The organism is Acidovorax sp. KPB24-07 (assembly GCF_057543315.1).
The window spans coordinates 1-22,541 of the sequence record NZ_BAAJYS010000044.1; the positions used below are offsets into that span (position 1 = coordinate 1).

At 68.0% G+C, this 22,541-nt stretch carries 16 protein-coding genes; 3 read left to right on the top strand and 13 right to left on the bottom strand.

Features of this window, described 5'->3' with window-relative positions; all coding sequences use genetic code 11:
- The 3 genes from glpK to AC27IQ_RS07925 all read right to left on the bottom strand — a co-directional run.
- On the bottom strand, window positions 1-1,388 hold a 1,388-nt coding region (glpK, locus tag AC27IQ_RS07915), incomplete at its 3' end, for a glycerol kinase GlpK (RefSeq protein WP_487089137.1).
- A gap of 52 nt (window positions 1,389-1,440) precedes the next feature.
- Window positions 1,441-2,205, bottom strand: coding sequence for a DeoR/GlpR family DNA-binding transcription regulator (locus AC27IQ_RS07920; RefSeq protein WP_284394152.1), 765 nt, complete (start codon window positions 2,203-2,205; stop codon window positions 1,441-1,443).
- Window positions 2,206-2,487: 282 nt separating this feature from the next.
- Window positions 2,488-3,759 carry a porin gene (locus tag AC27IQ_RS07925; protein WP_487089138.1) on the bottom strand — a complete coding sequence of 424 codons (1,272 nt, stop codon included), beginning with the start codon at window positions 3,757-3,759 and terminating at the stop codon, window positions 2,488-2,490.
- 401 nt (window positions 3,760-4,160) lie between these two features.
- Here AC27IQ_RS07925 and AC27IQ_RS07930 point away from each other — a divergent pair, with 401 nt between their 5' ends.
- Entirely contained in the window at window positions 4,161-5,207 is a 1,047-nt protein-coding gene (locus AC27IQ_RS07930; RefSeq protein ID WP_487089139.1) for an ABC transporter ATP-binding protein, read from the top strand.
- Between the two features lie 67 nt (window positions 5,208-5,274).
- On the opposite strand, the gene AC27IQ_RS07935 is transcribed toward AC27IQ_RS07930, so the two are convergent.
- Window positions 5,275-6,189: a LysO family transporter gene (locus AC27IQ_RS07935; RefSeq protein WP_487089140.1), complete on the bottom strand. Its 915-nt coding sequence runs from the start codon at window positions 6,187-6,189 to the stop codon at window positions 5,275-5,277.
- A gap of 3 nt (window positions 6,190-6,192) precedes the next feature.
- Window positions 6,193-7,065, bottom strand: coding sequence for a 2OG-Fe dioxygenase family protein (locus tag AC27IQ_RS07940; RefSeq protein ID WP_487089141.1), 873 nt, complete (start codon window positions 7,063-7,065; stop codon window positions 6,193-6,195).
- A 211-nt stretch (window positions 7,066-7,276) separates the two neighbouring features.
- On the opposite strand from AC27IQ_RS07940, the gene AC27IQ_RS07945 reads away from it, so the two are divergent.
- Window positions 7,277-7,729: an Lrp/AsnC family transcriptional regulator gene (locus tag AC27IQ_RS07945; protein ID WP_284429409.1), complete on the top strand. Its 453-nt coding sequence runs from the start codon at window positions 7,277-7,279 to the stop codon at window positions 7,727-7,729.
- Window positions 7,730-7,790: 61 nt separating this feature from the next.
- Here AC27IQ_RS07945 and AC27IQ_RS07950 read toward each other — a convergent pair whose 3' ends face one another.
- The 6 genes from AC27IQ_RS07950 to AC27IQ_RS07975 form a co-directional block, all read right to left on the bottom strand.
- Window positions 7,791-8,531 carry a lysophospholipid acyltransferase family protein gene (locus AC27IQ_RS07950; protein ID WP_284429410.1) on the bottom strand — a complete coding sequence of 247 codons (741 nt, stop codon included), beginning with the start codon at window positions 8,529-8,531 and terminating at the stop codon, window positions 7,791-7,793.
- 31 nt (window positions 8,532-8,562) lie between these two features.
- The gene (locus tag AC27IQ_RS07955) at window positions 8,563-9,864 is read right to left on the bottom strand and encodes a dihydroorotase (protein WP_487089142.1); all 1,302 of its coding nucleotides are present in this window, start codon (window positions 9,862-9,864) and stop codon (window positions 8,563-8,565) included.
- 72 nt (window positions 9,865-9,936) lie between these two features.
- On the bottom strand, window positions 9,937-10,998 hold the full coding sequence (locus tag AC27IQ_RS07960; RefSeq protein WP_487089147.1) for an aspartate carbamoyltransferase catalytic subunit: 1,062 nt from the start codon (window positions 10,996-10,998) through the stop codon (window positions 9,937-9,939).
- Window positions 10,902-11,435: a bifunctional pyr operon transcriptional regulator/uracil phosphoribosyltransferase PyrR gene (gene pyrR / locus AC27IQ_RS07965; RefSeq protein ID WP_284405336.1), complete on the bottom strand. Its 534-nt coding sequence runs from the start codon at window positions 11,433-11,435 to the stop codon at window positions 10,902-10,904. Before pyrR ends, AC27IQ_RS07960 begins: the two co-directional genes overlap by 97 nt.
- Complete coding sequence (ruvX, locus tag AC27IQ_RS07970; RefSeq protein WP_284405335.1) at window positions 11,432-11,866, bottom strand: Holliday junction resolvase RuvX; 435 nt, start codon at window positions 11,864-11,866, stop codon at window positions 11,432-11,434. Before ruvX ends, pyrR begins: the two co-directional genes overlap by 4 nt.
- On the bottom strand, window positions 11,863-12,462 hold the full coding sequence (locus AC27IQ_RS07975; RefSeq protein ID WP_487089143.1) for a YqgE/AlgH family protein: 600 nt from the start codon (window positions 12,460-12,462) through the stop codon (window positions 11,863-11,865). Before AC27IQ_RS07975 ends, ruvX begins: the two co-directional genes overlap by 4 nt.
- Before the next feature lie 21 nt (window positions 12,463-12,483).
- Here AC27IQ_RS07975 and AC27IQ_RS07980 point away from each other — a divergent pair, with 21 nt between their 5' ends.
- A complete protein-coding gene (locus AC27IQ_RS07980; RefSeq protein WP_487089144.1) occupies window positions 12,484-13,956 on the top strand; it encodes a cryptochrome/photolyase family protein in 1,473 nt (490 codons plus the stop codon).
- 153 nt (window positions 13,957-14,109) lie between these two features.
- Here AC27IQ_RS07980 and AC27IQ_RS07985 read toward each other — a convergent pair whose 3' ends face one another.
- Window positions 14,110-20,508 carry a hybrid sensor histidine kinase/response regulator gene (locus AC27IQ_RS07985; protein ID WP_487089145.1) on the bottom strand — a complete coding sequence of 2,133 codons (6,399 nt, stop codon included), beginning with the start codon at window positions 20,506-20,508 and terminating at the stop codon, window positions 14,110-14,112.
- 47 nt (window positions 20,509-20,555) lie between these two features.
- A partial coding sequence (locus tag AC27IQ_RS07990; protein WP_487089146.1) for a methyl-accepting chemotaxis protein occupies window positions 20,556-22,541 on the bottom strand: 1,986 nt, incomplete at its 5' end.

The window sequence follows — 22,541 nt, forward strand, 5'->3', positions numbered from 1 at the left end:
AGGCCGGCCAGGTAGGCCGCGCCCAGCGCCGTGGTCTCGATCACCGCGGGCCGCACCACGGGAATGCCCAGCAGGTCGGCCTGGAACTGCATGAGCAGGTCGTTCACGCAGGCGCCGCCGTCCACGCGCAGCTCGCTCACCGGCGCGCCGCCGGCGGCCACGGCGTCGCGGCTCATGGCCTGCAGCAGCGCGGCGCTCTGGTAGGCGATGCTCTCCAGCGCCGCCCGCGCGATGTGGGCGAGCGTGGTGCCGCGCGTGAGGCCGGTGATGGTGCCGCGCGCGTCGGGCTTCCAGTAGGGCGCACCCAGGCCGGTGAAGGCGGGCACCATCATCACGCCGCCCGAATCGGGCACGCTTTCGGCGAGCGACTGCACCTCGTTGCTGGCCGAGATGGCGCGCAGGCCGTCGCGCAGCCACTGCACCACGGCGCCGCCGACGAACACGCTGCCTTCCATGGCGAACTCGGGCGTGCTGCCGGCCAGGCTGAGCGAGGCCACGCCGGGCGGCGCCGTGCCGATCTGGGCCGCGCTGGTGGTGAGCAGGCCGTTGGTGGAGGTCTGGAACTTCTGCCCCGTGTGCATCAGCATGAAGCAGCCGGTGCCGTAGGTGTTCTTGGCCATGCCGGCCTTGAAGCAGGCCTGGCCGAACAGCGCGCTCTGCTGGTCGCCGGCCACGCCGCCGATGGGCAGGGCGCTGCCCAGCAGCTCGGGGTGGGTGTCGCCGAAGTGGGCGCTGGAGGGGCGCACCTCGGGCATGAGGGCGCGCGGGATCTGCAGCAGCTCCAGCAGTTCGTCGTCCCACTGGTTGGTGCGCACATTGAAGAGCATGGTGCGCGCGGCGTTGCTCACGTCGGTCACGTGCACCTGGCCTTGCGTGAGCTGCCAGATGAGCCAGCTGTCCACGGTGCCGAAGGCCAGTTCGCCGCGCTCGGCCTGGGCGCGCGCGCCAGGCACGTGGTCCAGCAGCCAGCGCAGCTTGGTGCCCGAGAAATACGCATCGATCAGCAGGCCGGTCTTGGCCTGGATGGTGCCGGCCAGGCCGCGCTCGCGCAGCTCGGCGCACAGCGGCTCGGCGCGGCGGTCCTGCCAGACGATGGCGTGGTGCACGGGCTCGCCGGTGCGCCGGTTCCACAGCACCGTGGTCTCGCGCTGGTTGGTGATGCCCAGCGCGCGCACGTCGCCGGCCTTCAGATTCGCCTGGGCCAGGGCCTGCCGCGCGGTGGCCAGCTGGGTGCGCCAGATCTCGCGCGGGTCGTGCTCCACCCAGCCGGGCTGCGGGTAGATCTGCGGCAGTTCCAGCTGTGCCTGCGCGACGATGTGGCCGCGCTCGTCGAACACGATGCTGCGGGAACTGGAGGTGCCTTGGTCGAGGGCGAGCAAATAGGTCATGGTGGATTCTGGAGGGAGAGGGCCGGCAGGGTGCCGCAGGGCGGTGGGGGCGTCATCCAGCGACGGTGCAGTCCACGCCGGCATCGCGCAGCAGCGCGGGAAAGGGCTCGGGTGGCGGCGCATCGGTGAACAGCCGGCCGATCTGCGCCAGCGTGGCGGCCTGCACCATCGCCGCGCGGCTGAACTTGCTGTGGTCGGCGGCCAGCCAGACCTCGCGGGCCTGGGCGATGATGGTCTGCGCCACCTTCACCTCGCGGTAGTCGAAGTCGCGCAGCGTACCGTCCGACTCGATGCCGGAGATGCCGATGAGCGCGATGTCCACCCGGAACTGGCGGATGAAATCCACCGCGGCTTCGCCCACGATGCCGCGGTCGCGCGAGCGCACCACGCCGCCGGCCACGATGACTTCGAAGTCGGGCTTGCCGCTCAGGATGGCGGCCACGTTCAGGTTGTTGGTGATGACGCGCAGGCCGCGGTGGTGCATGAGCGCCCGGGCGATGGCTTCGGTGGTGGTGCCGATGTTGAGGATCAGCGAGCAGTCGTTGGGCACCTGGGCCGCCACGGCGCGCGCGATGCGGGCCTTGCCGTCGGCATGCAGCGTTTCGCGCTGCGTATGGCCGAGGTTCTCCACGGTGGAGGTCGGCACCCGCACGCCGCCGTGGAACCGCCTCACCAGCCCCAGTTCGGCCAGCCGCTGCACGTCACGCCGCACCGTCTGCAGCGTCACGCCCAAGGTGTCGGCCAGCTCCTCCACGGTGGCGGATTGGCGGGAGCGGACCTCTTCGAGCAGGCGCAGTTGGCGGGGGTTGGTGTTCACGGAAAGGATTCGGGTGGCGAAGCGAAATCGAAAAGAAATGACAGCGCAGGGTCCGCAGCGGGACTGCCTGACTTTAAAGCGAACCAAAACGAACAGTTCCAGGGTAAACCTTGATGGGAAACGATCAAGAAGCAACAATCCCGATCCGGATCGAACGCCGAGGCGGAGGGCGCCGCGGTCGGTGCCCCGCAAGGTTTTCGGTGGCCCCGGACGAAAAAAATCCCCCTTGCGGGGGATTTGTCTTGGCGGCCAAAGGCTTCTCTTGGAAGACTGCGGAGCGCGTCAGAACCGGTGGCGAATCGACAAGGCGATGCTGTTCACGTCCTTGCCTGGGGAGGCCGCCACGCCTCCGATGAAACCGTTGCCACCCAGAAAGTCCTGCGAAGTGTTCTTGTTTTCCAGGTGCGTCAGCACGGCGCTCACGTCGGTGCGCTTGGACAGCGCATAGGTGTAGGCCGCGCCGTAGGAGTAGCGGTCGGCATTGAACAGGCGCTTGTCGTTCATGTTGTTGTAGGCCACGGTCACCGTGTGCACGCCGCTGGTGATGCGGTAGCCGACCTGGAACAGGCGGGCGTCCTGCTTGAAGCCCTGGATGAACGCGTTCTGCACCAGGCCCGCCACCGGCGCCGTGGCCGGGTTGGCCGACAGGCTCGCGGCGATGGTGGACAGGTCGCTCGGGTGGTCGTCCTTGATGACGGCGTACTGGCCGGACAGCGTGCCCGGGCCGATGTCCAGCGTGGCACCCACGATGCCGGTGGTGAGCGACTTTTCGCCCAGTTCGTTGTTGCGGGTGTTGTAGCCGCCGCCGAACGAATAGCCGTCGCCCTTGTAGATCGCCATGATGCCAAGCAGGCGCCGCGCGCTCGGCTTGCCCGCCACCTCGCCGGCGGCGTACATGGCGGTGGCGGTGAGGCCGTCCTTTTGCAGGGCGTACTGGATCGAGTTGCTGACCCGGATGTCGAACGAGTTCGGGATCGCCACCAGTTGTCCCAGGGACAGGCTGGACTCGGTCTTCATCGCATCGAAGTTGCCGGTGGCCAGGTAGCCGGGCGTGTACTGGCGGCCGAACGTGAAGGCGCCGAAAGGGGTCACCAGACCGCTGAATATCTGGCGGTCGAAGAAGGTTTTGTTCAGGTTGACGCCGATGTTGGAGCCGATCTGATTGGCCACGGCGGTCACCGCGGGCTGCAGGGCCGCTGGCAGGCCCAGCGAGGTGGCCGTGCTCAGCCGGTCGGGCAACTGGCCCAGGGACACGGGGCGGTTGCTGGTGTCGCCGGTATCGGCCTCGATCCGCGCTTCCATGGTGAAGATCGCGCGGTAGCCACCGCCCAGGTCTTCGTTGCCCTTGAAGCCCAGGCGCGAGCCTTCCATGTTGCCGCTGATCAGCCGGGTCTGGTTGCCGCCGGGGCCGCCGGTCACATGGCTGACGCCCAGGTCCACGATGCCGTACATGTTGAGGCTGCTGCTGCCCGCCATGCCCGACGTGCTTTGTGCCATGGCGACCGACGATAGACAGGTAAGAACAGCCACCGACAGCACACGCATTTTGTTCATGACATCTCCCAGATACGAAATTGGACGGGAGCGCCGCCGACACCGCCGACGCTCGTGGATGAAGCCCGAGACTAGGGGCAATGTTTCAAGCGGTAAAGGGTGTGAATACCGAGCAGGGCGTTTGCGACACAGGGGAAAACCCGGAACCTCCAGAGGACGGAGTGCGCTGGAGACGCTGTTTTTTGGCCATCGCCCTCGCTGCAGACGGTCTTTCGCTGCACGGCGCGCTGACGGTGGGGCGGGGCGCGCCACCAGCGCCAAGCGAACAAAAACGAATCAATCAAGGGTAAACCTTGATTCAAAACGATCACAAAACAACAAAAATGATCGCAATCGAACAACGAAGACTTGGCCGTGCGCGCTCTGCGCTGCGGTTCGGGTCGCAGAAATGGGGTAGCTGCATGCAGCTGGCACTTGAGAGCATCAACAAGCGGGTAGGGGCCCAGACCTGGCTGCATGGCATGGACATGGCGCTGCAAAGCGGCGCGGTGACCGTTCTGCTGGGCGCCACGCAGGCGGGAAAGACCAGCCTGATGCGCATCATGGCGGGGCTGGACAAGCCGACCGAAGGCACGGTGCGCGTGGATGGTGTGGACGTGACCGGCGTGCCCGTGCGCGAGCGCAACGTGGCCATGGTGTACCAGCAGTTCATCAACTACCCCTCCATGACGGTGGCCGACAACATCGCCTCGCCGCTCAAGCTGCGGGGCGACAAAGGCATCGCCGAGCGCGTGCGCGCCCTGGCCGAGCGGCTGCACATCGACATGTTCCTGAACCGCTACCCGGCCGAGCTGTCGGGCGGGCAGCAGCAGCGCGTGGCGCTGGCCCGCGCGCTGGCGCCCCGGCCGCAGCTGATGCTGCTGGACGAACCGTTTTCCAACCTGGACGTGGACCTGCGCGAGCGCCTGGCGCACGAGGTGCGCGGCATTCTGAAAGCGGCCGGCGCCACGGCGCTGTTCGTCACCCACGACCAGTTGGAGGCCTTTGCCATCGGCGACCGCATCGGCGTGATGGAAAGCGGCCAGTTGCACCAGTGGGACGATGCCTACGCGCTCTACCACCGCCCGGCCACGCGCTTCGTGGCCGACTTCATCGGCCACGGGGTGTTCGCGCCGGCCACGCTGGAGCAGCGCGGGGACAACGTGGTGGCCCGCACGCCGCTGGGCGACCTGACCGATGCGGCCGAGTGCCCCCTGCCCACGAGCTACCCCGGCGGGGAATGCGACGTGCTGCTGCGGGCCGACGATGTGGTGCACGACGACGCTTCGCCCGTGCAGGCGCGCATCGTCCGCAAGTCGTTCCGGGGTTCGGAGTTCCTGTACACGCTGCAGCTGCGGGACGGCCTCACGGTGATGGCCCACGTGCCGAGCCACCACGACCACGCCGTGGGCGAGTGGATCGGCATTCGCCCGCAGGTGGACCACGTGGTGGCGTTTCCGCGGGCCTGATCCCGCGACGGGCGCGTCGATGGTGGCGGCGGCCTGCCTCGCCCCATCCAAGGCGAACAGCGGCCGTCTACGACAGGAAGAAGGCGATGAAGACGGGGGCCAGGATGGTGAGGATGAAGCCGCTCACCAGGGCCAGCGGGACCGCATCCGGATGGCAGGCCTGCTTGACGATCGGCAGCGTGGAGTCCAGTGCCGTGGCGCCTGCGCTGCCGATGCCGATCGCGGGCTGGTAGCGGCCAATGGCGTAGAGCGCGACGATTGCTATCAGCTCCCTGAACAAGTCGGTCATCAGCGCCATGGTCCCATAGGTCTGCCCGAGGTGGTGCCCCACCATGACGCTCGACAGGGTGAACCAGCCGAAGCCGCTCGACAGCGCCAGCGAGGTTCTCATGGCCTCGCCCGTGGCCCAGGAGGCCGCGGCCGCACCCACGAACGATCCGATCACCACCAGCACCGGCACCGACAGCACGGCCCATGAAAACCAGTGGGAGCTGAGCTTGACGTGGGCCAGGTCGATGCCCACCAACACGATCAAGGCCAGCAGGATGGCGGAGCTCGATGGCAGCCAGAGGGCACCGGCCAGATACGCCTGGTTGACGAAAAACAGGGCACTGCCCAGCGCCACCATGGACAGGGCGATGCAGCACTCCTTCAGCGGCGGCCAGATGGTGTGAAAGCCCAGTTTGCCGGCCTTGGCGCCCGCCGTGCCGCTGCTGCGAATGCCGGCTGCAAAAATCAGTCCGCAGGGCACCAGGGTGGTCAGCAGGGCGAAGATCACGGCCGTCCTGACCACCTGCCCGACCGATTGCGCAGAAAGAATGACCTCGCCAAACTCCACGCCGATCAGGAAAAGCAGCAGCCAGACCAGGGGCAATATCCAACCGATCAGCCGCTTGCAAAATCGGGGCGGAATGATTTTCCCGGCAAGGAAACCGCCCACCAGCGCCAGCACGATCGGGAGCAAGGAATAAAAAACACCCATGGCTTAAATGCTCTGCCTCATTCTGGAAAAGTCGATGAGTATAACGCAGCGCTCTCCGTCACCCATTTCATTTTCTTTTCGACGAATGGGCGTCACATAATGGGATACGCGCGGATCATGCACCACGAAGCTCTCGAGAAACTGCGAGAGTTCGAATTCCGCGATGACCTGCTCCTTGGGCACTTCGTGCAGCCCGAGGCCACGCGCTTCCACCGTACCGATGTAATTGGTGCCGCCCACGGTGCTTTTCGTGCGGCGCATCAGATGGGCGAACGTGAAGGGCTCGCCGTCCTGGTGGAAGCAGTCGGGTGAGCTGATGCCCAGGTCGGACGATGACCCGGACCGGAGCTTCACGAAATGCACGCCGAAGTAGATGGGTGCACGGCGGTCGGCCTCCGACCAGAAGGTGTGCGAGAAATCCTTCTTCACCAGATCGCAGAGGAAATCGGTGGCCTTGGCGGCCTCGCTCAGGGCGTGAAAGTACCGGATGTCGGGGTGCTCCGGGTTGTTGCCGCCCTGATCGTAGCCAGACAGCCGGGCGCCCTGGTCGTCCCGCACCGTCGGAATCCAATGGATGTCGGCCTGGTCGTCCCACGGAAGGATGATCCCGTTGCCATACCGCCGGAACCGCTGGACCTGCGCAGGCGCGTAGGGGTCGTGCTCTAGGCCATCGAACTCCTGGTGCAGGATTTTCAGTTCGCCGGGATCGCATTCGATCTCGGGGATGAATTGGCAGTAACCGTGTGTCTTGAGCTGGTGTTGAATCATTTGATCTCTGCATTGAAAAGGCGGCACCGCGGTCGATTCGCGGCGGCAAATGTCGCCTTGCCGCGAGCCGGCCGCCGGCAGCACGCCACATGGAAAGTCCAGCAGCATTCCTGGCACGCAATAAGCCATGCCCGATCCGCATAAGCCCGGAGAAAATCGCGCCTCCGATTTCGCCCCAGGTCGCTTATATTGCCCCTCTGCTGAAACGGCACCCATTCTAATAAGGGGGAGTGAATGAGAGGAATGCAAAAAATGAGATTCAAATGCCAATCATCCTAATTAAATTAGATATTTTTAGCTGTTACCTCATTTGAATAATATGGACAACATTGATCGGAATCTGTTGAGCGCCTTGCACGAAGACGCCAAGACCACCGTGAAAGCGCTCAGCGAGCGGGTCGGCCTGTCCCAGCCCAGTTGCGCCGAACGGATCAAGCGACTGATCGACCAGGGAGTGATCGAGAAATTTTCCATCCAGGTATCGCCCAAGGCCATTGGGTTTCCGATTGCAGCGATCGTGCGGGTCCGCCCGCTGCCCGGAGAGCTATCCCGGGTCGAGCAGGTGATTCGTGAAATCGACGAAGTCGTGCAATGCGACAAGGTCACGGGCGACGACGCATTCTTCTGCCGGCTTTATTTGCGCGACATCGACGCGCTGGACCCTTGCCTGGGCAAGCTCGCGCCGTATGCCACGACGAGCACGTCCATCGTGAAGTCCACGCAGATCGCCAACCGGCTCCTGCCGCTGGAAGACCCGGCCCGCACCCACTGACACCGACACTGGCGCAGCCGCCGATGGCTGCGATACCGGCAGGCGTGCCTGGGGACGTGGCTCAGGGGCGGCGCAGGGCGTCCACGGCGTGGCGCAGATCATCGGCCCAGGCGCGGCGGTCGCGGCCCTGCGCCTGCTGCAGCGGGCCGTAGTGCACCACCGCCACCAAGGCGTCTGCGGTCAAGGTGCGCCACAGGGAGCCGACCAGGGTGTCGTCGCCCACATAGTTGGGCGCGGTGGTCGGCGCACCGGTGGCGCGCTCCACGAAACACAGGCCCACTGGCTGCACGGGGGCGTCGGCGGCCACGGCGGCCTGCAGCAGGTTGGCGTGGAAAGGCAGCAGCGCGGTGCCATCGGCCGTGGTGCCTTCGGGAAACACGGCCAGCACCTCGCGGCGCGCCAGCGCTTCCTGCATCAGCCGGACCATGCGCACGGCATCGCGGCGCGAACTGCGCTCCAGGTAGAGCGTGCCGGCCGCCGTGGCGAGCGTGCCCACCAGCGGCCAGCCCTTGACGTCCGACTTGGAGATGAACCGGCAATGCCGCGCGGCATGCATGACGGTGATGTCGAGCCAGGACAGGTGGTTGGCCACCAGCAGCACCGGGCCATGGGGCGCGGGCGTGCCGCGCACGTCGAGGGTGATGCCGGCGTGCACCAGCATCTGCCGCGACCAGGCCTGCACGCGCGCGTGCTGCTCGCTTTCCGGCATGCGGGGAAACCGCAGCGCCACGGTGCCCAGCCCGGTCACCAGATGCACCAGCACGCGCACCAGGCGCCATGCGGCGCGGACCTGGCGCTTCATGCCGCGGGCCCGGTGGCGGCGGTGCGCACGCTCACTCGCTGCCGCGCTCGAAGGCGATCTGCCCGCCCACCAGGGTGCAGCGCACGCGGCCAGGCAGTTCGTAGCCGGAGAACGGCGTGTGCTTGCCCTGGCTGCGCAGCGCACCGGCCTCCACGGTCCAGGCCGCGGCGGGATCGACCACGCACAGGTCGGCCACGCCGCCTTCCACGATCTGGCCCACGCTGGCCTGCAGCGTGCCCAGGGCGCTGCCCAGCACGCGCGCGGGTTCCGACGTGACGGTGGCCAGCGCACGCGCCAGCGGCACGCTGTGGTCGGCGGACCACTTGAGGGCGATGCCCAGCAGCAGTTCGAGACCAGTCGCGCCAGGTTCGGCCTCGGCGAACGGCAGGGTCTTGGCGTCTTCGTCCACCGGGGTGTGGTCGGACACCAGCGCATCGATGGTGCCGTCGGCCAGCGCGGCCAGGAGGGCGTCGCGGTCGCGCTGCTGGCGCAGCGGCGGCGACAGGCGGGCGCGGCTGTCGAAGAAGCCGATGTCGGTGTCGGTGAGCAGCAGGGAGTTGATGCTCACGTCGCAGGTCACCTTCAGGCCCTCGGCCTTGGCGCGGCGCACCAGTTCCACGCCCGCCGCACTGCTGATGCGGCACAGGTGCACGCGTGCGCCCGTGGTCTTGAGCAGTTCGAAGATGGTGTGCAGCGCGATGGTCTCGGCCGCCACGGGCACGCCCGACAGGCCCAGGCGCGTTGCCAGCGGCCCGCTGGCCGCCACGCCGCGCCCCAGGTGCAGTTCCTGCGGGCGCAGCCACACCGTGTAGCCGAACGTGGCGGCGTACTGCAGCGCGCGCTGCGTGACCTGGGTGCTGGCCAGCGGCACGTCGGCCTGGCCGAAGCCCACGCAGCCGGATTCGGTCAGCTCGGCCATTTCGGTCAGCACCTCGCCGGCCAGGCCGCGGGTGAGCGCGCCCAGGGGAAACAGGCGCGCCTGGTGCAGCTTCTCGGCGCGGAACTTGAGCATCTCCACCAGGCCGGGCTCGTCCAGCACGGGGTCGGTGTCGGGCGGGCACACCAGGCTGGTCACGCCGCCGGCCACGGCCGCCGCCATTTCGGATTCGAGCATGCCCTCGTGCTCGTGGCCCGGCTCGCGCAGCCGCGCCGCCAGGTCCACCAGCCCGGGCAGCACGATGCAGCCGGTGGCGTCGATCACGCGGTTGGGCGTGAAGTCGCGGGGCACCCGCTGCACGGCGATGACCCGCCCCGCAGCCAGCGCGATATCGCCGGTCTGGTCGAGGCCGCTGGCAGGGTCGATCACGCGGCCGTTCTGGATCAGTATCTTCATGGTTTTAAGCAAAAAAAGGCCGCCAGCGCAGATATCACTAGGGCATATAGCTATAAATTTCATAGCAAACGATCACGCCTCGTTGCCAGCGACGATCGACATCACCGCCATGCGCACCGCGATGCCGAAGGTGACCTGCGGCAGGATCACGCTCTGCTTGCCGTCCACCACGGCGGAGTCGATCTCCACGCCGCGGTTGATGGGCCCCGGGTGCATGACGATGGCATCGGGCTTGGCCAGCTGCAGCTTCTCGGGCGTGAGACCGAAGCTCTTGAAGTATTCCTGGCTGGACGGCAGCAGCGCGCCGCTCATGCGCTCGTTCTGCAGGCGCAGCATGATGACCACGTCGGCGTCCTTGATGCCCTCCTCCAGCGTGTGGCACACACGCACGCCCATCTGGGCCATGTCGGTCGGCACCAGCGTGCGCGGGCCCACCACGCGCACCTCGGCGCAGCCGAGCGTGGTGAGGCCGTGGATGTCGGAGCGGGCCACGCGCGAATGCAGCACGTCGCCCACGATGGCCACCGTGAGGTTGCTGAAATCCTTCTTGTAGTGGCGGATGGTGTACATGTCCAGCAGCCCCTGGGTGGGGTGGGCATGCCGGCCATCGCCCGCATTGATGACGTGCACGTGCGGCGCCACGTGCTGCGCGATGAGGTAGGGCGCGCCCGATTCGCTGTGCCGCACCACGAACAGGTCGGCGGCCATCGCCGAGAGGTTGGCAATGGTGTCCAGCAGCGACTCGCCTTTGCTGGCCGAACTGCGCGCGATGTCCAGGTTGATCACGTCGGCAGACAGGCGCTTGGCGGCGATCTCGAAGGTGGTGCGGGTGCGCGTGCTGTTTTCGAAGAACAGGTTGAACACGCTCTTGCCGCGCAGCAGGGGCACCTTCTTGACCTCGCGGTCGTTCACCGACACGAAGTTGGCCGCGGTGTCGAGGATGTGCGTGACGATGCTCTTGGGCAGGCCCTCGATGGACAGCAGGTGGATCAGCTCGCCGTTGGCGTTCAGTTGGGGGTTGCGCTTGTACAGCACCGTCAGGCCTCTTGGACTTGGAAGTGGAAGGTGCCGGCCTCGGTTCGGGCCAGCGCCAGCGATTGCGTGTCCGGCAGCGCCACGCGGGCGGCGGCGAATTCGGCCTGCACCGGCAGTTCGCGCCCGCCCCGGTCCACCAGCACGGCCAGCCGCACGCTGGCGGGGCGGCCGTAGTCGAACAGTTCGTTGAGCACCGCGCGGATGGTGCGGCCGGTGTAGAGCACGTCGTCCAGCAGCAGGATGTCGGCGCCGTTCACGTCGAAGGGCAGCGCCGTCTGCGCGCTCACCGCCATGCCGCGCTGCGAGAAATCGTCGCGGTGCATGGCCGACGACAGCACGCCCGCCTCGCCCGGCAGGCCCAGGTCCTTTTGAAGCCGCTCGGCCAGCCAGGCACCGCCCGAGGCGATGCCCGCCAGCTGGGTGTTGGCGGTGCGCAGGCTGCGCACGCCGCGCAGCAGCTCGCGGTACAGCGCTTCGGCGTCGAGCGCGAGGGTGCCCGGGGTGGGCGGTGGGGACGTGGGGGGCGTGGCACTCATGGAAGATTCCTCAAAAACTGCTCCAGGATGATGCAGGCGGAGGCGGCGTCGGCATCGCGGGCGCCGGTCGAATGCGCCTCGGTGGTGCTGTAGCGCTCGTCCACCTCGAACACCTGCAGGCCGAAGCGCCCGCGCAGCTGGCGAGCGAACTTGAGGGCGCGCGCGGTGTTCTCGTGGCTCGCGCCGTCGGGGTGGTAGGGCACGCCGATGACCAGCGCATCGGGCTGCCATTCGCGGATGCGCTCGGCCACCTGCGCGAAGCGGGCATCGCCTTCGGCGCGGATCGTGGCCTGGGGGGTGGCGGTGCGCAGCAGGCGCGAACCCACGGCGACCCCGGTGCGCTTGAGACCGAAGTCAAGCGCCAGAAAGCTCTGGAAATGCGCGGGGACGGCCAGCGGGGCGGAGGGAGCGGCGGCGGGCGTGCCGCTCATGCATGCCCCGCGTCGGGCGAGAGCATCCAGGACTGCAGCCCCAGCAGGCCCAGGGCGCGGTCGTAGCGCTCGCCCACCGGCGTATCGAAGATCACCGACAGGTCGGCGCCCACGGTCAGCCAGCTGTTCTCGGCCAGTTCGGATTCGAGCTGCCCCTCGCCCCAGGACGAGTAGCCCAGGGTGACCAGCACGCGGCGCGGGCCAGCGCCGGTGGACAGGGCCTCGAGCACATCCTTGGAGGTCGTCATCTCCAGCCCGCCCGGAATGGTCATGGTGGAGGCATAGGCCGATTCGTCGGTGTCCACGCTGTCGGTCAGCATGGGTTCGTGCAGCACGAAGCCGCGCTCGGTCTGGACCGGGCCGCCCTGGAAGACGGGCTCCTGGGACAGGTCGGCGCGACGCAGCGACAGATCGACCTTGTCGAACAGCCCCTTGAGGCTGATGTCGGTGGGTTTGTTGATGATGAGGCCGAGCGCACCACGCTCGCTGTGTTCGCACAGGTACACGACGCTGCGGGCAAACGACGCGTCTTCCAGTCCCGGCATGGCGATCAAGAAATGGTGCGTCAGGTTCATGGGCGCAGAATCGGCAGGCATTTGACAATTTTAACGACGATCATGGAGCACACCTTTTCATCGGGCCTTGTCTGGTTCCGCCGCGACCTGCGCAGCAACGACCACGCCGCCCTGTACCACGCCCTGCGCCAGTGCGCGCAGGTGCATTGCGCGTTCATTTTCGACCGCGAGATCCTCGACGCCCTGCCCCGCGCGGACCGGCGCGTGGAGTTCATCCGCGAATCCCTGGTGGAGCTGGACGAGGCCCTGCGGGCGCTCTCCAAGGACCCGCATGGCGGCCTGATCGTGCGCCACGCCATCGCCCACCAGGACATTCCCGCGCTCGCCCAGGCACTGGACGTGCAGGCGGTGTTCGCCAACCACGACGACGAACCGCTGGCACTCGAACGCGATGCACGCGTGCGCGGCGCCCTGGATGGCATGGGCAAGCGCCTGCTCACCTTCAAGGACCACAGCATCTTCGAACGCGCCGAGGTGCTGACCCAGTCGGGCACGCCGTACACCGTGTTCACGCCCTACAAGAATGCCTGGCTGCGCAAGGCCGACGATTTCTACCTGAGCTCCTACCCCGTCGAGCGCCACGCCGCCCGGCTGGCCCCCAGGCCTGCGGGCCTGCGCCGCGGGGTGCCGTCGCTGCAGTCGCTGGGGTTCGAGCCCACGGGCCTGAAGTCACTGCACCTGCCCACGGGCATGCAGGGCGCGCAGGCCCTGTTCGAGGACTTCCTCGGCCGCATCGACCACTACGGCGAGGCCCGCGACTTCCCGGCGGTGAAGGGCCCGAGCTACCTGAGCGTGCACCTGCGCTTCGGCACGCTGTCGCCCCGGGTGGCCGCACGCGCGGCGCACGAACGCAGCCGCAAAGGCAGCGCCGGGGCCGCCACCTGGCTGAGCGAGCTGATCTGGCGCGACTTCTACTTCCAGATCCTCGCCCACCACCCCCACGTGGCGGGCGCCAGCTTCAAGCCGGCCTACGATGCGATCGAATGGGAAAGCGGCGCCCACGCCAAAGCCCTGTTCGCCGCGTGGTGCGAGGGCCGCACGGGCTACCCGCTGGTCGATGCCGCCATGGCGCAGATCAACCAGACGGGCTACATGCACAACCGCCTGCGCATGGTGGTGGCCAGCTTTCTCACCAAGGACCTGGGTCTCGACTGGCGATGGGGCGAGCGCTACTTTGCCGAGAAGCTGAATGACTTCGACCTGTCGGCCAACAACGGCGGCTGGCAATGGGCCAGCTCCAGCGGCTGCGACGCCCAGCCCTACTTTCGCATCTTCAACCCCGTGAGCCAGAGCGAGAAGTTCGATCGGGACGGCCAATTCATCCGCCGCTATCTGCCGCAACTGGCGGGCCTGCAGGGCAAGGCGCTGCATGCGCCCTGGACGGCGGCTCCCCTGGAGCTGCAGGCGGCGGGCGTGGTGCTTGGCAAGGACTACCCCCGCCCGGTGGTGGACCATGACGAGGCGCGGCAACGCACGCTCGCGCGGTACGGGGTGGTCAAGGCCGCAAAGGACTGACCCGGCGGCGGCGACTGGCGGTGCAATGGCCTGGGCGAGACAGCGCGCAACCATGCCGACAGCCACCTTGATCTGGTGGTGCGGCCGGCGCTCTGGATGAAAAGAAAAAGGGCCGCTCGGAAGCGGCCCTCATGGCGGTGGCAGCGGGGTGGCTCAGGCCACGGCCGCTTCGGCGGCCGCCCGCGCGTAGTGCTGCACCAAGCTCAGCAGCTCCTCGTCCGAATACGGCTTGCCCAGGTAGTGGTTCACCCCCAGTTCGGCCGCATGCTCGCGGTGCTTTTGCGCGATGCGCGAGGTGATCATGATGATCGGCAGGTCGCGCAGCACCGCATCGGCACGGATATTCCGGGCCAAGTCGAAGCCATCCATGCGCGGCATTTCGATGTCGGACAGCACGACGGTCGGGCGCTCTTCCTGCAGCCGCTCCAGGGCCTGCAGGCCATCGGCCGCCAGCACGACGCGGTAGCCTTCGCGCTGCAGCAGGCGCTGCGTGACGCGGCGCACCGTGATCGAATCGTCCACCACCAGCACCAGGGGCACCTGGCTGGCCGCCGACAGGGCTGGCACCGCCGCCTTGCGCTCGCCATCGCCGCCGCCTTGCGCTTCGGCACCGCCGGCCGGCGCCGACAGCGCTGCCAGCTGGGCCCGCACCTGGTCGCCGTACACCGTGGACAACGCCACAGGGTTGTAGATCAGCACGACGGCACCGGAGGCCAGCACCGACATGCCCGCCAGACCTGGCAGGCGCGACAGCTGCGGCCCGAGGTTCTTTACCACCACTTCCTGGTTGCCCAGCACTTCGTCCACGTGCACCGCGATGCGCTGCGACGCGCTGCGCAGCACCACCACCGGACGGGTCTTGCCCGAGGTCTCGCTGCTGCGCTGCGAAGACTGCAGCAAGGCACCTGCCCAGAAGAACGGCAAGGCCTCCACGCCGTCCTCGAACGCACCTTGCTGGTAAGCGGCATCCAGCTCGCTGGCCGTCGTGCGGCGCACGATCTCCACCAGGTTGGCCGGCACGCCGATGGTCAGGTCGCCCGCGCGCAGCATCACCACCTGCGTCACGGCCGTGGTGAGCGGCAGCACCATGCGGAAGGAAGTGCCCTGCCCCGCCGTGGTGTGGGTCTCGATGCGGCCGCCCAGGGCGTTGACTTCGGCCCGGACGACGTCCATGCCGATGCCCCGCCCGGACAGGCCGGTGATCTCGTTCGCCGTCGAGAAGCCCGGCGTGAAAATCAGGTTGGCGGCATCGGCCGTGCTCAGCTCGGCGTCCGCAGGGATCAGCCCCTGGTCCACGGCCTTGGCCCGGATGCGGTCGATGTTCAGGCCCGCGCCGTCGTCGCGAAACTCGACCGAGACGTCGTTGCCTTCCTGGTGCAGGTCCACCGTGATGGTGCCCGACGCCGGCTTGCCCGCGGCCGTCCGGACCTCGGGGGCCTCGATGCCGTGGGCCACGCAATTGCGCAGCAGGTGTTCGAAGGCGGGCGTCATGCGGTCCAGCACGCCCCGGTCCATCTCGATGGAGCCGCCGGAGATGTCCAGCTTGATCTGCTTGCCGGTCTCCTTGGACGCCTGGCGCACCACGGCGTACAGGCGCTCGGAAATGCCTTCGAACTCCACCATGCGGGTGCGCAGCAGGTCGCGCTGCAGCTCGCGGGCCTGGCGGCCCTGCGCGATCAGATCGTCTTCCGCGCCTTCCATGGAACGCTGCAGGTTGCGCTGCACCGTGGCCACGTCGTTCACCGACTCGGCCATCATGCGCGTCAGTTCCTGCACCCGCGTGAAGCGGTCGAACTCGAGCGGATCGAAGCCTGCGGCCGAATCCTTGGACAGCGCCAGCCGCGACTGCATCTGCGACTCCGCCTGCACCTCGATGTCGCGAAGCTGCTGGCGCAGGCGATCCAGGTTGCCCGACAGATCGGCCAGGGAACCCTTCATCTGCCCCAGGCGCACATCCAGGCGCGAACGGGCGATCATCACCTCGCCCGCCTGGTTGACCAGCCGGTCGAGCAGCTGGGCACGCACGCGCACCGACTGACTCGACACGGGCCGCACGGCGGTGAGCTGCGAGGCCGCCGGCAGGCGCACCGCGGGCAGCTTCTGCAGCACCGGTGCCTCGGGGGCCTCGGCCGAGGCCGGCACCGATGGCGGCGAATCCTGCCGCTCGGAGGCGGGCACCGGGGCCACGGCCACGGGCTCGGCCAGGCCTTGCGAGCCGATCTTGCGCAGCGCATCGAAACTGGCCTGCAGGCCGTCGAAACTGGCCAGCAGGGGCTCGATCAGCTCCGCCTTGGGATCTTCGACGTCGATCTGCTCGACGGCCGACTCCAGGCGGTGGGCCATCTCGCCCAAACGCATGGCACCGGCCAGCCGCGAGCTGCCCTTGAGGGTGTGCAGGGCGCGCAGCAGTTCGCTGCGGGCGCCCAGGTTCTCGGGACGGGCGGCCCACTGCCGCAGCGCGGCGCCCAGCACCGGCAGCAACTCGATCGCCTCTTCCTCGAAGATGGGGAACAGGTCCGGGTCGATGACGTCCAGCGCGTCGATGTCGTCGTCGATATCGGACGACTGCGCCACCGCATGGGCGATGGCCGCGTCCACCTCGTCGTCGTACGGGTTGGACACCACGACCGACAACGCAGGCGCCACGTAGCCCCGGGCCACCGGCGCAGGCACGTCTTCGGGCTCGGACGGGGCCTCTGCGGAATCCGTCTGGGCCTCTTGCACCGGTTCCGGCAAAGTCTCTTCGCCCGGCACGTCGGCTTCGGCGGTCTCCTCGACCGCCGGCACCTGCACGGGTTCGGCAGCCAGTGCTTCGGCCGGGGGCAGTTCCTGCAAGGCCTGCGCAGGCTCGTCGGCCAGGGCCTCGCTCTCGCTCTCCAGCGCGGCCAGGCCGCTGCCGACCTCGGTCTGCAAAATCTCGCGCAGCTCGGCCAGCACCTGCTGGTTCGGCTCTTTCAGGAAGCCTGCGGCGAACTGGTGCAGCAGGCGGCGGATGTCGTCGGCCGCCGCCAGGAACACGCGGGCCTGATCGGCCGTGCCTTCCCCGCGCAGCTGCACGTGCTGCAGCGCATGCTCCAGGGCACGCGCCATTTCCGACAGGGCATGGAAGCCCACGGTGGCCGAGCTGCCGGCCAGCGAATGCGCCAGGGCCACGGCCGTGTCGGGCAACAGTTCGTGCAGTTCCAACGCCCATTCCTGCAGGCAGGTGGCCAGGCGGCGCGACCATTCGTCGGCCTCGTTGAGGTACACGTTGTACAGAGGGATGCCGATGCGCAAGGTCTCGATGACCTTCACCGCCTCGTCCTGCGCGGCCGCTTCGGCGTCGGCGTCGGCCACCGGTTCGGCCGGCACGTCCTCGACCCCGTCCTCCATGGCCTCCACGACCTCGACCATGTCCCGCACGGAGGCCATTTCGGGCTCGGGCTCGGCCTGTGGTTCTGGCTCGGTTGCCAAATCGTCCTGGTGGGCGGCGGCGTCCAGCAACACACCTGCCGCGTCGGACTCCAGTTCGGGCATTTCCAGCAGAGAGTCATCCAAGGCCAGCTCGGGCAAGGCCTCGGCCGCCAGGTCTTCGGGCAGGTCCAGTGCCAGATCGGCCAGCTCGGCCTGCGACAGTTCGGACAGCGCCGCCGGTTCTGCCGCGTCCACCAGCACATCGTCGAGCGAAGGCAGCGGCACGTCCTGCACCGGCTCCTGCGCAGGGGCCTCGGAGACCGGGGGCAATTCTTCCGCCAGGGCCTCGGCGAACACCGAAAAGTCGATGTCTTCGGCCATTTCGGGCGCGGCGGCTTGCGCAGGCTCTTGCGGCGCTGGTTCGGCACCGGCCAGTTCCGGCATTTCGGTGTCTGCGAAGTCGAGCATCGGCGGCTCGTCTTCGAGGATCAGGTCGAACTCATGGGCCGGCACGGATGCCGTCGCGGGTTCGACGGCCTCGGCGGCCTCGATGGTCTCGGCAGCAGCGGGGGTGGCCTGCAACTCCGGCGTTTCGGCAGGCAGATCGATCTCGGGCAAGGGCTCCGGCAGCTTTTCGGCCACGGTCGGCGACGGATCGGCCGGCGTTTCGGCCACGGCGCCACCGGCCGAGGGCACGGCCAACGGCAGGAAGGTGCCGGTGTCGCGCATGGCTTCGGCCGATGCGTTGAACGCCCGGGGGTGCCAGGCCGAGGCATCGCCCGCGGCAATGTCGTCCGCCCAGGCGCCGAAGGCCCGCAAGGCCTCGCCGGACAGCTGCAGCAGGGCCGGGGGCATGGGCTTTTGCTCCGCCAGCCAGGCGTTGAGCACCTGCTCCATCGACCAGGCCGCTTCGCCGAAGGCATCCAGGCCGACCATGCGCGAGCTGCCTTTGAGCGTGTGGAACGCGCGCCGCAGCGTGGTCTGCTCGCTCAGGTCGGCCGGCTTGGCCGTCAGGGCGTCGACCGCGGCCAGGCCGTTGGCCACCACTTCGCGCGCTTCTTCCAGGAAGATGTCGAGCAGCTCGTCTTCCTCGTCGTCCTGCGTGGCATCGGCAGCCGCCACGGGGGCCGGTGCGGGCGCCGCAGGCGCGGGGGGAAGGCTCTCCACGGGTTCGATGGCGGCCGGCGGGGCCTCGGCCAGCGCCGCAGCGGAGGAAGGCAACTCCAGCACTTCTTCCAGCGTCGGGGCCAGTTCACCCAGCGACTCCTGCACCACCTTGGGCGCGGGCTCCACGCGGGGAACGATTTCGGGCGCGACCACGGGGCCGCGCTCTTCGACCTTGGCGTTCACTTCCTCGGGCGCATCGGTGGCACGGCCACGGGCGCGGCCCATGAGAATGCGCAGTTCGCCCAGCTCTTCGTCATAGACGAACAGCTTGCGCGCCATGGTGCGCTGGTAGCTCAGCATGTCGATCAGGAAACCCAGGGCCCCCAGGCTGCTGCCCAGCTTCTCGAACACCTGCTGGCGCTCGGCTGCGGGAACCTGACCGATCAGCAGACGCTCCACGGTGTCGCGCATGCGCAGCACTGCCAAAGATGCCTGGTCCAGGCCCAGCACCGACAGCACGCCGCGCATCTGCGCCAGGCGACCCGGCACGGGCGCCAGCGTGGACAGGTCGTCCGGGTTGCGGAAATACTGGTCCAGGGCCTTTTCGGCCTCGCCGAGCGTGGACCGGAGCTCGTCCACCACGCTGCCCATCGTCTGGTGGTCGCTGACGCGGCGGTACAGCTCTTCCATCCAGGGCTCGAGGGGGGCCGATTCGCCGCCCGCGGTCACGTTGTCCAGGCGCTCCGCCAGACGCGCGGCGCGGTCCGTCATGTATTCGTGCGCGGAGTCCAGTTCTTCGAACGTGGCCTGCAGGTACAGCACTGCCGTCGCCACCTCCATGGCCAGGGCCGGCGACGGGGGCTCTCCGGAGCGGGTGGTCACCTCCACGGCGCGGGTCAGCGCCTTGGCGAGGCTGTCGCTGCCCGGATGCAGCTTGGACAGCGAATCGCACACCAGGCTGAACTGGTCGGTGGCCGGCTTGAGCTTGTTGCGGTCGCCGCCTGCGAGGGCCGACCAGGTTTCTGTGGCGGCCGACATGCGCTTGCGCGCCTGGGCCAGGAGCGCCGGATCGAACAGACCGAACCGGGGGGTTTCGTAATCCACGGCCTTGAACCGGTCCAGGCCGAATGCCTGGCGCACGGCCTGCAGCGCCGATCCATCGCCCGCGGGTTCGTTGGCCGCCAGCGGCCGCGCCTGGGAGCAGAAAAAGAGCAGGTCCTGCACCAGCCGGTCGGCAATGGTCGGATCGCCCTTGGCCAGGGTGGCATATTGCATGAGCACGCGGGAGGCCACGCGCTTCACGTACAGATCGGGGTTGAGCCGCCCCTTGGACAGCGCCTCGAAGAAGCCCGCGCAGATCTTCCAGAACGCGCGCGACTGGCGGTCCGACTGCGATGCCACGAAGGCCAGGCAGATGTCGCGCAGATCGCTTGCCGCAGTCAGGTCGCCCGTCTTGACGATGCGCAGCACGGCCGAGTCGAGCCGCGCACGCGCCTCGGGGCCGTAGTCGAGCGGCGGCACGGACACGGCGAAGTCGGGCTCGCGAAAGCGCCGCTCCACCGGCCACAGGTCGGCCGGATGCACGCGTTCCGCGCCCGCCAGCGCCTGGGCATCGCGGTATTGGGGAAACAGCGCCACCGGGGAGACGGATTTGCCCGCCAGCACGCTTTCCAGGTATTCGACCAGCGCGAAGCTCGCGCGCTCGATCACGCCGGCGGCTTCGTCGCTGCACAGTTCGGGCCGGTGCACGAACTTCTGCACCGCCGCTTCCATGGCACGCAGCACGAGTGCAGGCGGGCCCATGCCCACCATCTCCAGCGCGCCGCTGGCCTGGTGCAATTGCTGCCGCGCGATGCGCAACGTGCCGGCGTCGAGCGACGCCAGATCGGATTCGCGCGCCAGTTCGGCGTCGCGTACGAATCGGCGCATGGCCTTGACGGCGCCGTCGAGGGACTTGCGCAACTCATCGAGCACCCAAGCAAGAGGACCCAGGTCCTGCTCACCCTGGGTCCAGTCTGCGGCGGGTGCGTTTGCGGCGTCAGTAGATGACATGGATTCGTCCCCGGCTCCGCGAGCCAGTTCGTTGATGGGTCCGCGCGTCAGGCGATCTTGAAACGTGCAACCGACTGGCGCAGTTCTTCAGCCATGTGCGACAGCTCGCGCACCTGCTGGGCCGTCGTGCGGGTGCCTTCGCCGGTCTGTTCGGTCACCGCAAAAATGTGCTGGATGTTGTCGGCCACTTCGTTGGCCAGTTCGGCTTCGCGGGACGTGGAGGACGAAATCTGCTCGATCAGGTCGGCCAGGCGGCGCGACACGCGGTCGATCTCGGTCAGGGCCGTACCGGCGCTGTCGGACAGTCGGGCCCCTTCCACCACACCCTGCGTGGAACGCTCCATGGCGGCCACGGCATCCTGCGTGTCGGTCTGAATGGCCTTCACCAGCGCCGAGATCTGGCGCGTGGCATCGGCGGAACGCTCGGCCAGCCGCTGCACTTCTTCCGCCACCACCGAGAAGCCGCGACCGGCTTCACCGGCCGATGCGGCCTGGATGGCGGCGTTCAGTGCCAGCACGTTCGTCTGCTCGGTAATGTCGGAAATCAGCTCGGTGATTTCGCCGATCTCCTGCGACGATTCGCCCAGGCGCTTGATGCGCTTGGAGGTGTCCTGGATCTGGTCGCGGATGGAATTCATACCGCCGATGGCGTTCTGCACGGCCTGCAGGCCGGAATCGGCCGCTTGCAGCGACTGGCGCGCCACCGAGGCGGATTCCTGCGCCTGCGTGGACACTTCGTTGATTCGGCTCGCCATGTCGAGCACCGAGCGGCCGGTTTCGCGAATTTCGCGCAGCTGCTCGGTCGAAGCGGCCAGCAGCTCGGTCGAGGTGCTGTCCACCTGGGACGTCGTCTGTGCCACGCGGGTGGCCGTGTTCTGCACGCTGCCCACCAGCTGGCGCAACTCTTCCACCGTGTAGTTCACCGAGTCGGCAATGGCGCCGGTGATGTCTTCCGTCACGGTGGCTTCCTGGGTCAAATCGCCTTCGGCGACCGACTGCAGTTCGTTCATCAAACGCAAAATGGCGGCCTGGTTGGCGTCGTTCACGCGCTTGGCTTCCTGCTCCTGGCGGCGGGCGTCCTTTTGCTGCGATTCGGCAGAGGCCTGGCGCGAGCGGCTGTCCATCAGCTGGACGCGCGAGATGCCGATACCGCACAGCAGCACGAACAGGCCGGCGATGGCCAGCGCGGCGAACTGGCCGGCGCCCAGGCCCGTCTGGGACGACAGCTTGGTCTGCAGGCCTTCGAGCTGGCGGCGCAGGGGTTCGCTGTCGGCGATGATGGCGGACTGCGCTTCACGGGCGGACACCAGGCCTTGCAGGTTGCCCAGAATGGCGCTGGCTTGCGAACGCGTCTGTTCGTAGAGCTTGATCAGGCTTTCCAGTTGCTCTCGGGTCTGAGCATCCCGGGTGGCGGCCAGGCGCAGGTCGGCGCTGCCGTCCAGCATGCCCTGGGCGATTTCCTTGAACGAGTTCAAGTCCTTGCCCAGCAGGAACACGGCCTCGGGGCTCACGCCTTCGGTGGTCTGGAATTCGTTGGCGGACTTGCCGATGCGCTGGGTCAGCATCACCAGCTGGCCGGCGGCGGAGATTTCAGCGGCCGGGGCGTTCTGCTGCAGCTTGAGCGAGGAGATCGTTTCAGCGATTTCCAGCAGATCGGACGACTGGCGATTGATGGTGCGAAGCGCGTCGCCCACCTGCGTCAGGATCTTCTGCTGGCCCATCACCACGCTGGCGTTGCGCTCGGCGCGCTCCATCAGCGGCGTCACGGCCTCCAGGTCGGGCTTGAACGTCTCGCCCAGCGCCTGCACGTTGCGTTCGTTGTCGCCGCTGTTCAATGCGCGCACGTCGCGTGCCAGCGAGCCCGAGCTCTCCATCACGTCCGGGAAGGCCTGCGGGCTGCCCACCAGCGCCTGCGAAACGGATTTGGCCAGGCGTTGCGACTGCATCAGCGACTGGCCGGTCGCGGCCAGTTGCTGCGCGGAACGGTCGGCCTGCTGCAGCACCCAGCCGGCGATGGCCGCCAGCACGATCAC

What these genes read in the sequence shown, in the direction of transcription:
- AC27IQ_RS07925 (WP_487089138.1), bottom strand. Translation starts at nt 3,759, where the DNA reads ATGAACAAAATGCGTGTGCTGTCGGTGGCTGTTCTTACCTGTCTATCG.
- AC27IQ_RS07980 (WP_487089144.1), top strand. Translation starts at nt 12,484, where the DNA reads ATGGAGCACACCTTTTCATCGGGCCTTGTCTGGTTCCGCCGCGACCTG.
- AC27IQ_RS07950 (WP_284429410.1), bottom strand. Translation starts at nt 8,531, where the DNA reads ATGAAGCGCCAGGTCCGCGCCGCATGGCGCCTGGTGCGCGTGCTGGTG.
- AC27IQ_RS07955 (WP_487089142.1), bottom strand. Translation starts at nt 9,864, where the DNA reads ATGAAGATACTGATCCAGAACGGCCGCGTGATCGACCCTGCCAGCGGC.
- AC27IQ_RS07940 (WP_487089141.1), bottom strand. Translation starts at nt 7,065, where the DNA reads ATGCTGCTGGACTTTCCATGTGGCGTGCTGCCGGCGGCCGGCTCGCGG.
- AC27IQ_RS07930 (WP_487089139.1), top strand. Translation starts at nt 4,161, where the DNA reads ATGCAGCTGGCACTTGAGAGCATCAACAAGCGGGTAGGGGCCCAGACC.
- AC27IQ_RS07975 (WP_487089143.1), bottom strand. Translation starts at nt 12,462, where the DNA reads ATGCCTGCCGATTCTGCGCCCATGAACCTGACGCACCATTTCTTGATC.
- AC27IQ_RS07985 (WP_487089145.1), bottom strand. Translation starts at nt 20,508, where the DNA reads ATGTCATCTACTGACGCCGCAAACGCACCCGCCGCAGACTGGACCCAG.
- AC27IQ_RS07935 (WP_487089140.1), bottom strand. Translation starts at nt 6,189, where the DNA reads ATGGGTGTTTTTTATTCCTTGCTCCCGATCGTGCTGGCGCTGGTGGGC.
- AC27IQ_RS07945 (WP_284429409.1), top strand. Translation starts at nt 7,277, where the DNA reads ATGGACAACATTGATCGGAATCTGTTGAGCGCCTTGCACGAAGACGCC.
- pyrR (WP_284405336.1), bottom strand. Translation starts at nt 11,435, where the DNA reads ATGAGTGCCACGCCCCCCACGTCCCCACCGCCCACCCCGGGCACCCTC.
- ruvX (WP_284405335.1), bottom strand. Translation starts at nt 11,866, where the DNA reads ATGAGCGGCACGCCCGCCGCCGCTCCCTCCGCCCCGCTGGCCGTCCCC.